At 65.8% G+C, this 12,848-nt stretch carries 14 protein-coding genes; 4 read left to right on the plus strand and 10 right to left on the minus strand.

Going from position 1 to position 12,848, the window contains the following annotated elements; translation table 11 throughout:
* Positions 1–112: 112 nt before the first annotated feature.
* On the minus strand, positions 113–1,252 hold the full coding sequence (locus tag MTP16_RS06770) for a J domain-containing protein (RefSeq protein ID WP_243517129.1): 1,140 nt from the start codon (positions 1,250–1,252) through the stop codon (positions 113–115).
* A 147-nt stretch (positions 1,253–1,399) separates the two neighbouring features.
* On the opposite strand from MTP16_RS06770, the gene MTP16_RS06775 reads away from it, so the two are divergent.
* Genes MTP16_RS06775 through MTP16_RS06790 form a run of 4 tightly spaced genes read left to right on the plus strand, consistent with a single transcriptional unit; the run spans position 1,400 to position 4,261 of the window.
* Positions 1,400–1,777: a phage holin family protein gene (locus tag MTP16_RS06775; protein ID WP_243517130.1), complete on the plus strand. Its 378-nt coding sequence runs from the start codon at positions 1,400–1,402 to the stop codon at positions 1,775–1,777.
* 8 nt (positions 1,778–1,785) lie between these two features.
* Complete coding sequence (locus MTP16_RS06780) at positions 1,786–2,766, plus strand: hypothetical protein (protein WP_243517133.1); 981 nt, start codon at positions 1,786–1,788, stop codon at positions 2,764–2,766.
* Positions 2,738–3,511: a geranylgeranylglyceryl/heptaprenylglyceryl phosphate synthase gene (locus MTP16_RS06785; protein ID WP_243517135.1), complete on the plus strand. Its 774-nt coding sequence runs from the start codon at positions 2,738–2,740 to the stop codon at positions 3,509–3,511. The genes MTP16_RS06780 and MTP16_RS06785 overlap by 29 nt, the downstream gene beginning before the upstream one ends.
* Before the next feature lie 33 nt (positions 3,512–3,544).
* The gene (locus MTP16_RS06790) at positions 3,545–4,261 is read left to right on the plus strand and encodes a hypothetical protein (RefSeq protein ID WP_243517137.1); all 717 of its coding nucleotides are present in this window, start codon (positions 3,545–3,547) and stop codon (positions 4,259–4,261) included.
* An 89-nt stretch (positions 4,262–4,350) separates the two neighbouring features.
* Here MTP16_RS06790 and MTP16_RS06795 read toward each other — a convergent pair whose 3' ends face one another.
* The 9 genes from MTP16_RS06795 to arsS form a co-directional block, all read right to left on the minus strand.
* Positions 4,351–5,436, minus strand: coding sequence for a sensor histidine kinase (locus MTP16_RS06795; protein WP_243517138.1), 1,086 nt, complete (start codon positions 5,434–5,436; stop codon positions 4,351–4,353).
* Positions 5,437–5,586: 150 nt separating this feature from the next.
* Entirely contained in the window at positions 5,587–7,407 is a 1,821-nt protein-coding gene (locus tag MTP16_RS06800; RefSeq protein WP_243517139.1) for a ligand-binding sensor domain-containing protein, read from the minus strand.
* 410 nt (positions 7,408–7,817) lie between these two features.
* A complete protein-coding gene (locus tag MTP16_RS06805) occupies positions 7,818–8,033 on the minus strand; it encodes a nuclear transport factor 2-like protein (protein WP_243517141.1) in 216 nt (71 codons plus the stop codon).
* Entirely contained in the window at positions 8,030–8,206 is a 177-nt protein-coding gene (locus MTP16_RS06810) for a hypothetical protein (protein WP_243517144.1), read from the minus strand. The genes MTP16_RS06805 and MTP16_RS06810 overlap by 4 nt, the downstream gene beginning before the upstream one ends.
* 21 nt (positions 8,207–8,227) lie before the next feature.
* Entirely contained in the window at positions 8,228–8,377 is a 150-nt protein-coding gene (locus tag MTP16_RS06815; protein WP_243517147.1) for a hypothetical protein, read from the minus strand.
* Between the two features lie 88 nt (positions 8,378–8,465).
* Positions 8,466–9,857 carry a T9SS type A sorting domain-containing protein gene (locus MTP16_RS06820; protein ID WP_243517159.1) on the minus strand — a complete coding sequence of 464 codons (1,392 nt, stop codon included), beginning with the start codon at positions 9,855–9,857 and terminating at the stop codon, positions 8,466–8,468.
* Positions 9,827–10,909 (minus strand): CARDB domain-containing protein, encoded by a 1,083-nt coding sequence (locus tag MTP16_RS06825; protein WP_243517160.1) that lies wholly within the window; start codon positions 10,907–10,909, stop codon positions 9,827–9,829. The genes MTP16_RS06820 and MTP16_RS06825 overlap by 31 nt, the downstream gene beginning before the upstream one ends.
* Before the next feature lie 125 nt (positions 10,910–11,034).
* Positions 11,035–11,688, minus strand: a complete 654-nt coding sequence (locus MTP16_RS06830) for a response regulator (protein ID WP_243517161.1) — start codon at positions 11,686–11,688, stop codon at positions 11,035–11,037.
* A gap of 72 nt (positions 11,689–11,760) precedes the next feature.
* Complete coding sequence (gene arsS, locus MTP16_RS06835) at positions 11,761–12,810, minus strand: arsenosugar biosynthesis radical SAM (seleno)protein ArsS (RefSeq protein WP_243517162.1); 1,050 nt, start codon at positions 12,808–12,810, stop codon at positions 11,761–11,763.
* Positions 12,811–12,848 lie beyond the last annotated feature (38 nt).

Below are 12,848 nucleotides of genomic sequence, written 5' to 3' on the forward strand. Positions count from 1 at the left end.
CGACCGGTGGTCGTTATTAGTCAGAACGTCATTGCTTCAACCGGTCGGACCGCCTAGGGCGGTCGGACCGGTGGTTCCGCTTCGCACGCGTGCTTCTACGCGGCTGCTGAAATCACCTGCATTCCGCCTCCGCAGCGCGGGCGTATTCGTAGCCCAGGTTCACCGCCCGGTGGTAGAACTCGCAGGCCGCCGTGGAGTCGCCAGTGTGGGCGGCGAGGCGGCCCAGCAGGAAATGCGTGCGGCCATCCTTAGGGTTGGCTTGCAGGGTATTGAAGTAATCGGTGCGCGCTTCGTTGTAGCGGCCCAGGGCCGTTAGGGCCAGGCCGCGCACCTGCACATAGCTCCAGGGCGTGGGGGCCGCCGCGCGGCGGCGTTGGGCCAGGCCGGTGGTGAGGTCGGTCAGGGCCAGGGCGGCGTTGTTCAGGTCGAGCAGGCGGCCTTTGCCGCGCGACAGGTAAGCGGCGCTGAGCGTGGTGTCCAGCCGCAGGGCGTGGGAATAGTTCAGGTCGGCATCGGCGGGGCGGCCCAGGGCGGATTCGCAGCGGCCGAGGTGGTAGAGTACCTGGGCCTTGACGCGGCGGGGCTGGGAATGGCGCAGCGCCGCCCGAAAATCGGCGCGGGCGGCCTCCGGGTCGTGCTCAAACAGGCGTTCCAGCTCGCCGTGGCGGCGCAGGGCAGGGGCATATTCGGGCCGAAAGTGCAGGGACTCTTCCAGGAAAGCGTAGGCGGCGGCAAAGTTGCCGTTGGCATAAGCGCGCAGGCCGTCGTCGTAGTTGCGGTTGGCCGAAACGCGGTCCATCGTCACCTTCACGGCCAGCGAAAACAGCGCGATGCCCAGCAGAAAAAGCAGCGTGAGGCCCCAGTCGCGGGAGTTGAAGCGGGCGCGCTGCTGCGGGATGCGCTGGTAGTGCCGCTCGCGGCTGCCGGCGGGTGGGCGCGTGCGCAGCGGCGCGGGCGGCGGCATGGGTACGCCGTACACGTGCTGGCTAACAGGGCGCTGCTGTTGCTGGCGGCGGGCTTCCTCGGCGCGGCGGGTGGCCTGCTGCAGCTGGAAGTCGTAGGTAGCGCGGCGGCCGGGGTCGCCGAGGATGCGGTAGGCCAGGGCCACGGCCTTGAACTCCTCTTCGTAGCGCACATCGCCGCCGTGCTTATCGGGGTGGTAGCGCACCACGAGCTGCCGGTAGGCGCGCTTGATGTCGGCCGCGGCGGCCGAAGGGGCTACTCCAAGAACTTGATAATGATTCTGACTCACGCTAGGCGGCAAACACAAACGACCGCACAAAAGTCAGCCACGCGCCGAAATATTCCGTAGAACCGGCGCAGTCTATTCTCCCTTTCGGGGGCAATGGTTGCGCTTTCCCGCCTTTTATTCTTTCGTGCCACTCCTTTCACGCGCCGTATGGTCACCGACGACGACACCTCCAAAACCCCTCGCAACGATAGCCTGATTGGCAATCTGACCGGCTACCTGGACACCCGCATCGACTTGGTGCGGCTTGAGCTCCAGCAAAAAATTTCCACGGGCCTCGTGGGCACCATTCACGGCGTGACGCTGGCAGTGCTGGGCATGTTCTTCCTCATTTTCCTGAGCGTATTTGCCGGACTGGCGCTTAATTCGGCCCTCGACAGCCCGTTCTGGGGCTTTGGCATCGTGGCCGGTTTCTACCTGGTGCTGCTGGTGCTGGTGCTGGTGGGCGTCGACAAATCGGCCTTCCAGGGCATCGTCAACAAGATGATGAAGGACACTATCTATAAATCTGACAAACGCCAAGCCTAACGCCTGCCATGAGTGACCTGCAAAACCCCCTGTTCGACGAGGAAAAAGAATTTCTCGAACGCAAAAAGCTGGAGTACGAGCGCGCCCTGCGCGGCGACGTAGACCACATCAAGGACCAGTCGGTGAAGGTGGGCAAAGTGGCTGCCGTGGGCGTGGGCCTGGCCGGCAGCATCTGGCTCATCACCAAAGCCTTCAGCGGCAAGAAGAAAAAGAAGCACAACCCCTACGTCGAGGAGGAAGACCACGACTACGACCACGAAGATGCGGGCAGCTACGGCCATTACGATGGGTTCGATACCCACGAGTTTGACCGCGACAGCGAAGCCTTCGACGAGGACGATGAAACCGGCCCCGGCTACTACACCGCCGGCAACGGCAAGCGCTACAAGAGCAAGTTCTACCGCAAGTCGGCCGCCGATTCGGCCCGCGCCTTTGCTGCCCACGACGAGCACAACGAGCATGGCCACTACGGGCAGGAGCAAAGCAACGAGGACGACCGGCCGGACTTCGCCACGGCCACCTCGCACGCCGAAAACCGCGCCCAATTGGCGGGCGCCGGGCTACCCGCCTATTCATCGGGCCACGACACCGAGGAATTTGAGGACGACCCCTTCCAGGATTTGCCCTACGACGACAGCCGCCGGTTGCCGAATACGCACGCTTTTGACGAAGAGCACGACCATGTGGACGGCAGCCGTCCCGCGCGCCCCAGCTTTGTGGGCGAGGTGTTGCAGTCGTTTTTGAAGTCGGACACGGGCAAGGTGCTGGTGGGCCAGGTGGCCGCCGTAGCCCTGGCGCTGGTGACCAAAAAGGTGAGCGAGTTTTTTCCGGCCGATAAGAATTCGGATGCGGCTTCTGACAATTCGGGCGTTAATTCCGACCTTGCACCTTCCTCGGGCTACGCGCCCGTTGAAACCGGGTTTGCCCCCGTCGCCTCGTCTGTCTCCCTAGATTCCCCGGATGCGTCCACCCACTCCCAGTCTTTATGATGCGTTGCGGCTGCGTCGGCAGCACGGCCACAAAGCGTTGGCGGTGCTGCTCGACCCCGATAACTTAGATGAAAACAGCCTGTTGCAACTGCTGCGGTTGAGCGCAGCCCATCCGGTCGATTACTTTTTCGTGGGGGGCAGCCTGGTGCTAAGTTCGCACCAGGCTGCCCTCATTGCGTTGATTAAGGAGCACTCCAGCGTACCGGTGCTGCTCTTCCCCAGCCACAGCCTGCACCTCGACGGCCCCGCCGACGGCGTCCTACTGCTTTCGCTGATTTCGGGCCGCAACCCCGATTTTCTGATTGGCCAGCACGTGGTGGCCGCCCCGCGCCTACGCGCCAGCGGCCTGCAGCTGCTGCCCACGGGCTACATGCTGGTCGACTCGGGCCGCCAAACCACGGCCTCCTACATGAGCGGTACCACGCCGCTGCCCGCCGATAAGCCCGGCATTGCTGCCTGCACTGCCCTGGCCGGCGAACAGCTGGGCCTGAAACTGATGTACCTGGACGGCGGCAGCGGCGCCCAGAACCCAGTGTCGGCCGCCATCATTCGGGCTGTGCGCGACACGGTGGAAACCCCCATCATCGTGGGCGGCGGCCTCAACACCGGCAAGAAAGTGTACGCCGCGCTGGCCGCCGGGGCCGACGTGGTGGTGGTGGGCAACCACATCGAGGCCCATCCCGAGTTTTTGGGCGAAGTGGCCGGCGTGGTGGCCTCGTTCAACCAGGTGGTGCAGGAGCGGTAACGGCAAACGATTCAGCAATACCTTCGCAGTAGTATGCTGATTTTGTTTGGTTTGGGAGCTGTTATCGGCCTCTATTTCCTACTGCTTAGAATCCTGCCCCTCTTTCTGTACCCGGAAGTGGTGCGGCACCCGTTGCAGTGGGCCCACCGGGCGAGTGCCATCCTGATACCGGGAGCGGTGCTGGTGAGCGGCATCTGGAACCTGCACATCCGCTACCCGATGCTGTTTACCTTGGTGGTGGTGGGTAGTGGGCTGGTGGGCGGCCTCCGCGCGAAGCTGGAGGTGATTTCGGAGTGGGCCCGGCCCTTTGCCCGAACTCAAATGATAATGACGCCCATTCTCACGCCGGTGCTATTCCTTTGGGCAGTTTTCAGCACGGAAGACGTGGTGTATTCGGATGCCCATGTGACCGTTGAGGTCAGCACGCACACGGGATGGATGAGTGGCATTACCAGTACACGGGTTACGCTGTACCAGGCCTGCGGCATTTTATTCGATAAGCATGTCGGCGATATAGGGGTTGGGGAAAGCCGCGAGTATGGTGTTGGGGAGCCGGATTTCAAGCAGAAGGAATGGTGGCAAACGGTTCGGTGGGTGACCTTCAACACCGTTACGCTGACGGGCGTGGTGCAGCAAGTGCAGGGCTCATATCCCTTTGGAGTAGAACGGGCGTGGCGGAAGGTGCCTCCGCCGCCCGCTGAGACGTCCGCACCAGCGCCCGGCGGATTTCCGACAGTTGAGGACCGATAGGCTTACCCTCGCATGGGTAGCGCTGACCGTGCCGCGCTATGGCGAGCGGGAGGCAATGCCGTTTGCCTGGTTTGGCTAGCACGTTCTCTTTATCCCAGCGGCAGGGCCACCACCACGGCAAAGCCCGATGGCTGTGCCTCGTAGTGCACGGAGCCGCCCACGGCTTGGGCCCGGGCCTGCATATTGGCCAGGCCGTGGCCGCCGGGGCGGGGCTGGCCGTTGTGGCCGCAGCCGTCGTCGGCCACGGTCAGGGCCAGGCCGAGGGCGGTGGCGGCCAGCCGCACCGTGACGGTGGTGGCGCGGGCGTGCTTCACCACATTGTGCAGAGCTTCTTTGTAAATGAGGTAGAGGTTGTGCCCGAGGTCGGGGGCTAGCTCGGGGTCGGGCAGGTCGGCGGCGGTGAGGAAGCGCACGTCGAGGCCGGCGGGGGGCAGCACCTCCTGGGCGTGGTCGCGCATGCGGGCCAGCAGCTGGCTGAGGCTGAGGTGCTGGGCGTCGAGGCCCCACACCACGTCGCTCATTTGCTGCGCGGCCTGGCGAGAGGCAGTGGCCATGGCATCGAGCCGGGCCAGGGTCTGGGCCGGGCTGTGAGGCGTTTCGCGCAAGAGGCTGCTGTGCATGCTGATTTGGGTGAGCAGGTTGCCCACGTCGTCGTGCAAGTCGGCGGCAATGCGGTTGCGCAGGGCGCGTTCCGCCTGCCACTGCTGCTCGCGCTGGCGGGCGCGGCGCTGCTGCCACCCATACACCCCGCCCGCCGCCACCGCCATCAGCAGGCCCGTGAGGGTAGCCCACACGCCGGGCCGCCGCCACCAGTGGGTGCGAGCCCGCACCGGCACGCGCAACACGTGGCGAGCGGGGACGCCCAAGCCGGTTTCGGCCCTGATTTCGAGGGTATAGTCGCCAGGTTCCAGCCCTTGCAGGCGCAGGCGGTTGCCGGTGCCCAACTCCTGCCAGGGCGCGGGCCCGTTGCCCCGCAAGCGGTAGGCGAAGCGCCCTGCGGTGCTCACGTCATCGCTCAAACTCAGGGCTAGGTCGGCAAAGGCATCGCCGGGGGCAAGCTCCAGGCCCGGGGGCAGGGTACCGGCCAGGTAGTTGGTGCGAATGGTGTCGGGCTGGGCGTGGTGCTGGGTAACGGCGGTGAGCAGCAGCCGGGGGCGGTGCTCGGCGGCGGCCAAGGCTTGGGGGGCGAGGAAGCTCAGCCCGCCCACGCCGCCCACGTACAGGCGCTGCCGGGCCGTGTCGTACCAGGCCGACTGGCGGTTTAGTTCGTTGGTGGCCAGGCCCTGGGCGGTGGTCAGGTTGCTGCGGCGGCCGGTGCGGGGCTCTTAGCGCACCAGGCCGTTGTGGGTGCCCACCCACAGCACCCGCCCCGGCGGCGGCGCCACCACAAAAGCCACGGCCTCGCTAGGAAGGCCCTGGCTCAGCGTGAGCTGCCGCTGCACGCCGCGCCGGGGGTGCAGCAGCAACAGGCCGGCGTCGAGGGTGCCCACCCATACGCTGTCGGGGTGCAGGGGCAGCACGCAGCGCGTCAGGGCCGTGGGCAGGCGGTAGGGCGGGGGCTCGGTGGGGCCGTAGTGACGCAGGGCGCCGGTGACGGGCTGCAGGCAGTAGAGGCCCTGGTTGGTGGCCAGCCACAGTTCGCCGCCGGCCCCTTCGCTCATGGCTTCAATCTCGCAGTGGTGCAGGGGCCAGGCGGGGTCGGCGGCGCGGTAGCGGGTGCGCCGCCGGTGCGGCAGGTCGAGTTGGAACAAGCCCTCCTGCCCGCCCGCCCACAGCTGTCCCGCCCGGGTGCGTAGCAGGCAGAAGGTGGACTTGCCCACCAGCGGGGGGTGAGGGCCGGGCCATGCAATCTCCTCGAACCGCCCCCCGCTCAGCACCACGATGCCGTAGTTCTCGAGCCCGATGACCAGGCGCCCGTCGGGCAGGCCCAGGCTGCAGAACCACACCGGCCCCGGTATCGGGCCCAGCCAGGGGCGCAGGGGGGCTTGCGGGCTGTCGGCGGCCTGCGTGAAGGTGCCCGCGTAACTGCCCACCACCAGCCGGCCGTCGGGCAGGCGGCTGATGGCGCGGGTGCTCAGCTGCAGCCGGCCGGCCACGGGCAGTGCCTGCACGGCCACCCGCCGAGGCCGCAGCTCAAACACCCCCGGCATGCCTTCGGCAAAGGCCCACAGTCCGGTCTGGTCGCGGTTGTAGCACAGCCACCCGTTCCAGCCCCCGGCCAGCGCCAGCGCCAGGTGCTGCACCCGCGGCGCCTGCCGCTGGCGCCGCACCGACATCGCCAGTACTTCTCCCTGCCCCAGCCAGTACCAGGTGCTGTCCAGCTCCAGCACGTTGAGGTGCGGCACGGCGGCGGAGGAGAGGTTGCGCCTCCAGCGGGCCAGCACGCGCGGCGGCTGCCCGGGCCGCTGCTCCAGCAGGGTGCTGTCGAGGAGGGCGTAGGGGCCGTGGGGCAGGCGCAGCGGGTGGGTGGCTGGCTGCGCCCAGCGTCGGCCGTTGGCCTGCTGCACGCGGTAGCGGTGGCTGTTGCCGGGCATGGCCAGGGGCCGCACGCGCCCATCCGGCCCCAGCCGCCAGCACACCTTTTCCCCAAACAGCAACAGCTGCCCCACCGAATCGGGCTCAACGGCCATCACTACGCCCTGCGACAGCTGCCACACCAGCCGCGGCACCTGCCGGGGGTGCCGCAGCGGCAATCGGAACAGCCGAAAAGGGTTGGCGCCCTGGACCACCCATAGCGCACCCTGGTGCAGCAGCAAGAGGCTGCGCCAGTTGTCGGCGCGGGGTGGCAGCGGTACCTGGCGCAGCTCGCCGGTGGCGGGCACGAAAGCGTACACCGCGCTCAGCATCCCTATCCACACGGTGCCGGCCGTGTCCACCACTACCCGGGTGACTTCGCCGTGCGGGCGGGGGCCCTGCCGCACCAGCTGGCCAAGAGGCACCAGCTGCCGGCCGTCGTAGCGAAACAGGCCCTGCCGGGCGGCTACCCAGGCAAAGCCGGCGGCATCGCGGGCAATGTCGCGGACGCCCACCGTGCTCAGCACACGGTCGGTGTGCTGCTCCAGGGGCTGGGCGCGGGCCACTGGTCCGGCCAGCAACAGGCAGGCCAGGGCCAGCAGCCAGTGTGTGATTTTTATTCGCTTAAGCACAGTGATGGCCGGATAGGCCAGCAACTTGCCGCCAGAAAATTGCTAATAGAGTAAAGGTTATTTTCATCTAAAAAATAATAAATGTGATATTATAATGCAAGAGTACGATATAAACGCCGCAGATGAAAGCGGCCGCGAGCCTTAAGCTTTGTCCGGTTCTGGCCTCTTCCACAAGCGTTTTGAACGCTCGCATCTTCCTTCCGGAATATCTAAAAAGCGAGACTCCCCAGACCTTGCCCCTTAGCCAAAAATTATTGACTAGCGCTGGCGAGCAACATGGCCAGCGAGTAGCGCCCAAGACCGGTACAGTTGCGGCGTGCTTGCACAAAAAAGAATGCCCGCAACCTGCGTTGCGGGCATTCCCCATAAAGCTGCGTTAACCTTACGCGTGGCCTGCCGGGCCACCGGGGCTACTTTGCTGCTACCGTCGTCGCGGGCGGCGTCAGCTTGTAGCCCAGTGCCTGCGTCAGGCTCAGGTTGTCGAAGTAGAAACGGTCCAGGTCTATTTTCCCTTTCGTGACGTGGGCCGTCATCTGAAAAGGAGCGCGCAGGGTTTTGCCGTCCTGGGTGAACGTGTATTCGCCCCAGGTGGCCACCCAGTTGCCCATCAGCCGGCCAGACTTCACCCGAAAAGCCGTCTGGCCTTCCGCACCTTGCGGTTGAGCTGCGTTTTGTAGTGCTGCTGCCAGCTGGCCATCAGTTGGTCGCGGCTAGCCGAATCAGTCGCGGCGGGGCCGTAGCCCCGGTAGGTATCCGTCAGCAGTAGCCGGGCTTTGTCCGTATCGCCGGCTATCAGCAAGTTGAGGTAGTTCGTGACGGTCTAAATGTCGGCCTCGGTGGTGGGGTTCTCGCCCACCAGGTCCGCGTAGCGGGCCGCTGGGGCAGGCTTGGTCTGGGCCTGCACCGGCCGGTGGGCCGCCAAAACCGCCACAGCGGCCAACAACAGGGTGGAGGTGAAGTTTTTTTGCATGGTTGTGATGGTGCTAAAAAAGGATTGCTGAAAGAATGAAAAATGCTGGTCGCACAGGGAAGAAGGTCCTTGCACGGCAGCGCCTGCCTTATTCCACCACCACGCGCTTCACCACCAGCGCTTCGCCGGTTTGAAGCCGCAGCGAGTACACGCCCGGCGCCAGACCGCGCACGTCAAACTCGGCGGTGCCGCCGGTGGCGGGCAGGCGCAGCGGCCGGGCCTGCACCACTTGGCCCAGCGCGTTGAGCAGCGTGACCGAGGCCGCGCCCAGCGGGCCGGCGGGCACGGCCAGCGTGAAGGTGCCGTGGGCGGGGTTGGGGTAGAGGCCCACGGTGGCGGCCAGGGCTTCGCTGCGCGTAGCCGTGACGAGGGCCAGCCGGACATTATCAAGGCCGATGTCGGAGGTGGCGGGGCCGTAGTCGCTGGTGGCGCGGAAGCGGATGACCGTAGTGGCCGAGGTGCTGGCAATGGTGGCCGTTTGGCGCGTGATGGCGGGGCTGACGCCAACCGTGAGCACAGGCGCGGGGCCAAACGTGGCGCCGCCGTCGGTGCTCACCAGTACGTCCAGCACGTCGGTGCCACCCAGGTTGATGTAGTTAAACGTCAGTATTTTGGCGCCGGCCGCGCTTAGGTTCACGTACAGGTCGAGTGCCCCGGTGGTGCCCAGCGGGGCATCGTAGGAGTTGAAACGGGCCGAATGCAGGCTCTGGCTGCCGCTCCCGGGGTAGGCGCCCAGGTTGGTAAGCCAGTTGGCGGAAGCGCCGTCGTCTTCGCGGCGCCACGACTGGTTGCCGCTGGCGGGGGTGTTGCGCCAGTTGCTGCTTGGAGCGTCGCGCACGGCCCCGATGCTCAGCCACGGCCCCTCGAAGCCTTCGCTCACGGGCAGGGTGGCGTAGGCAGCCGCGGCCGGCGGCGGGGTGGTGAAGGTGACAAAGACCGGGAATGAGCTCTGGCCGCTGCCGCAGCTGGCCGTCACGCTCGCCGTGTAGGTAGCGCCTGCCACAAGGCCGCTGAGCGTGACCGACGAAGCAGAGACAGCCAAGGTGGTGGCAGGCTGCATGCTGCCAAAATACGTCAGGGAATAGCTGCTGCTGCCCCCGGCCGGCGGCGTAAACGTGAGCGTGGCGCCATTGGGCGTGAGGGCGGTAGCCGACAGGCTGGCAGGCCCGGGGCAGGCAACGGCTGGGGCCGTCACGGCCTCTATCATCAGCCGCTTGTAGCCCCCGGTGTTGCTATTCAAGGGTTCGGGAAGCGGCAAGGAAGTGGCCGTAACGACGTAGAAAGCATCTTTCCGGCCCGGCTCGTCCACCTGAACACCGAAGGGCGCGTAGTTGACCGTCTGGCCGGCCGGGTACACCGCCACCATACCCACCAGCACGTCGGTGCCCGCCGGCAGGGGCACCTGGGTTCTCAGGGGCAGGGTTACGTAGGAATTGATGTCGGTCGCGGTCAGCACGTAGTCGTTCGAGCGGGCCAGCACCGCGCCGGTGACCTGGTCAACCAGTATTCGCCAATGCTACTCCCGGGTTGGCCGGCCGCCAGCCCGCTGAAATTGACAACATACGAGCGAATCTGCGTCACGCTGACGGGGCTGTTGATGCGGTAGTGGCAGGCAAAAGCCCGGTCGGCCGGGTCAATTCCAAGCTGAAAAGCACCCGTGGCACCGCCCAGGGCGGCGTGAGAATAGGTGGTAGCATTTACCTCTTGCGCCACGTTGCGGCTGTTGTTGGTATTGTCGTCGTCGGTGGGGGTTGTTACGGTCAGCGTGTTGGTGCCCTGGTTAGCAGGCGAAAAGCTGTTGAAAGTCACCCTGATGGAGGCACCCGCGGCCAGCGAGGCCACGGTCTGGGTATCGGTGAAGGCATTGGCTCCGCTCACGGTCAGGGTCACGGACAGGTTGGTCTGGGCAGTGGCGCCCTGGTTGCTCACCACGGCCCGCACCACGTGCGGCGCACCCGCCGGAATGGGCAGCTGCGTGAGCGTGAGCACCGACTCCACGGCCGCGTCGTTGGCTGCCGGCACCGTGGCGCAGATGGTGAAGGCGCCCTGCGTATCGGTGGAGCCGTAGCCCGATACGGCCACGTAGTACGTAGCGCCGGGCGTGAGGCCCGCCGCCACCAGCCGGGCGGCCTGCGCGTTGTTAGAGCCGCCGTTCGCGCAGGCAATGGCCGTGAAGGGGCCCGCCCCGCCCACCGTGGTCGAAAACAACCGCACCTGGCCCGCGGCGGTACCCGTCACGGCAATGGCCGCCGCCGTGCTGCCGGGGTTGCCGGCCGCGGGGGTTCTGAAGCGAAACCACACGTCTTTCGGGGCGGTGGCAACGCCGCAGCCGGGGTTAGCGTAGCCGTTGGGCGTGGTGGTAGTGGCTCCTGCGTTGGTGGCGTTGGTAGGCGTGCAGCTGGTGGCCAGGGGCAGGGCAATGGCACCCAGGGGGTCATCGTTGGCGGGAGCTTGGGCGTGGCCGGCCAGGGGCAGCAGCGCGACCAGACACAGTCCGGCGCGGGTCAGCCAATGGGGTAAAGAAATTTGCATGATGTGAAGGGATAAGGGTGAGGTGTGACGCTCGAAGGCCACAGCCCCCGGTTGACACAAAGCACGTCCTTCCTCTCATGCAGCACAATGACACGAAAGTGTTATACTATTCGGATAAAAATAACCTAGCCGCGCCGCTTCAGGGCCAAGGCCAGTAGCTCGCCTTTGGAGTTGATGTGCAACTTGCGGTACACGGCCCGCAGGTGGTTTTTCACCGTGTCGAGGGTGATGCCCAGCGCATCGGCAATGAGCTTGTAGCTCAGCCCTTCCTCCACGGCCGTCACAATGTCCTGTTCGCGGGGCGTGAGGCGCTCCTCGGCCGAGGCCGCCACGGCCACCGGCGGCTGCCGCCGAAACGCCTGCAGCACATGCCGCGCCACGGCCGGCGACATGGGCGAGCCGCCCGCCGCCACTTCCAGCAGCTGCGCCTTGATGACGGGCAACGGCGTGTTTTTTAGCAGGTAGCCCGCCGCCCCGGCGCAAATGGCCTCGAACACCCGGGCCGCATCGGTGAACACGCTCAGCATGAGCACCTGCGCCTCCGGCAGCTCCGTGAGAATGAGGGGCAGCCCCTCGATGCCCGAGCGCCCGGGCAGGCCAATATCGGAGAGCACCAGGGCCGGCCGGGTGCCCAGCGCGGGCAACTGCCGAAAAAAGTCTTCGATGGAGTTGGCCGTGAGCACGCACTCAAACTCGGGCTGCGCGCTCAGGTACTGGCGCAGCATTTCCCGAATGGCGGACTGGTCTTCGATGATGGCCAGGGGCAGGCGATTTTGCATGGGCCAAATGTAGCGGCCCCGTTCACGCCGCGGTATGACACAAAAGGGGGGTATGCGCCTGGACTACGGCCCCTACGCCACCGTGCCGCCACAGCTGGAGCCCGCGCCGGCCGTGCAGCCGTAGCAGTGCTGGTTCACCACAATGGGGCGCTGGGCCAGGGCCGCGGCGTCGAAGTCGCGGATGTGCTGGCTGGTGCTGGCCACGTGCAGGTCCAGCATCTGGTTGAAGTCGCAGTCGTAGAGGCCGCCGTCCCAGCCCACCGAGATGGTGTCGCGGCACATCACGCCCGTTGCCGCCGTGGGGTTGAAGGCCGTCACCAGCTTCTCCATGTAGCCCGCGTAGTTGCCCGACTCGATGAGGTAGTCCAAAAAGCGGCTCACCGGGATGTTAGTGATGGCAAACAAGCTGTTGAACACAATGCCGAAGTCCTTGAGCAGAGCCCGCTTGAACTGCTGCTCCAGCCCCGCCTGCGGCCCCGGCATGAAGGCCCCGGCCGGGTTGTACACCAGGTTCAGCACCAGGCCGCTGCCGGGCTGGCCATAGCCCACGGCGTTCAGCATTTGCAGGGCCTTGATGGAGTCGGCAAAGACGCCGTCGCCGCGCTGCCGGTCGGTTTTGTCGGCCGAGTAGAAGGGCAGGGAGCTGACCACCTCCACGCCGTGCTCCTTAAAAAACTCGGGCAGGTCGTGGTATTTCTTGTTGGCCACGATGATGGTGAGGTTGCAGCGCACTAAGACTTTGCGGCCCAGCTTGCTGATTTCGGCCACAAACCACCGGAAGTCGGGGTTCATCTCGGGCGCGCCGCCGGTCAGGTCTACGGTCGGAATGTCGGTTTGGGCCAGCGCGTCGAGGCAGAGCTGCATGGTCTCGCGGGTCATGATTTCCTTGCGGTCGGGGCCGGCGTCCACATGGCAGTGCTTGCACACCTGGTTGCACATCTTGCCCACGTTGATTTGCAGCACCGCTGGCGCTACCGGCCGCAGCGGAAATAGCCCCACCTCGGCCATTTTCTGATGAAAAGGCGGCAGGTGCAGCACATCTACCACTTCCTGGCGCAGCACCGTCAGCTGAAAAGCCGAGTCGGCGAGCTGATTGCCGGTGGCTTTAAGGGATTTTGTCATGAGATAAGGGTAGTAGGCGGGCCAGGCAGCAAAAAAGA

It is taken from the genome of Hymenobacter monticola, assembly GCF_022811645.1.
GTDB classification, from domain to species: Bacteria; Bacteroidota; Bacteroidia; order Cytophagales; family Hymenobacteraceae; genus Hymenobacter; species Hymenobacter monticola.

Coding starts and splice junctions, on each gene's coding strand:
- MTP16_RS06775 (WP_243517130.1), top strand. CDS start 1,400: ATGGTCACCGACGACGACACCTCCAAAACCCCTCGCAACGATAGCCTG.
- MTP16_RS06780 (WP_243517133.1), top strand. CDS start 1,786: ATGAGTGACCTGCAAAACCCCCTGTTCGACGAGGAAAAAGAATTTCTC.
- MTP16_RS06785 (WP_243517135.1), top strand. CDS start 2,738: ATGCGTCCACCCACTCCCAGTCTTTATGATGCGTTGCGGCTGCGTCGG.
- MTP16_RS06790 (WP_243517137.1), top strand. CDS start 3,545: ATGCTGATTTTGTTTGGTTTGGGAGCTGTTATCGGCCTCTATTTCCTA.
- MTP16_RS06815 (WP_243517147.1), bottom strand. CDS start 8,377: ATGCAAAAAAACTTCACCTCCACCCTGTTGTTGGCCGCTGTGGCGGTT.
- MTP16_RS06825 (WP_243517160.1), bottom strand. CDS start 10,909: ATGCAAATTTCTTTACCCCATTGGCTGACCCGCGCCGGACTGTGTCTG.
- MTP16_RS06830 (WP_243517161.1), bottom strand. CDS start 11,688: ATGCAAAATCGCCTGCCCCTGGCCATCATCGAAGACCAGTCCGCCATT.
- arsS (WP_243517162.1), bottom strand. CDS start 12,810: ATGACAAAATCCCTTAAAGCCACCGGCAATCAGCTCGCCGACTCGGCT.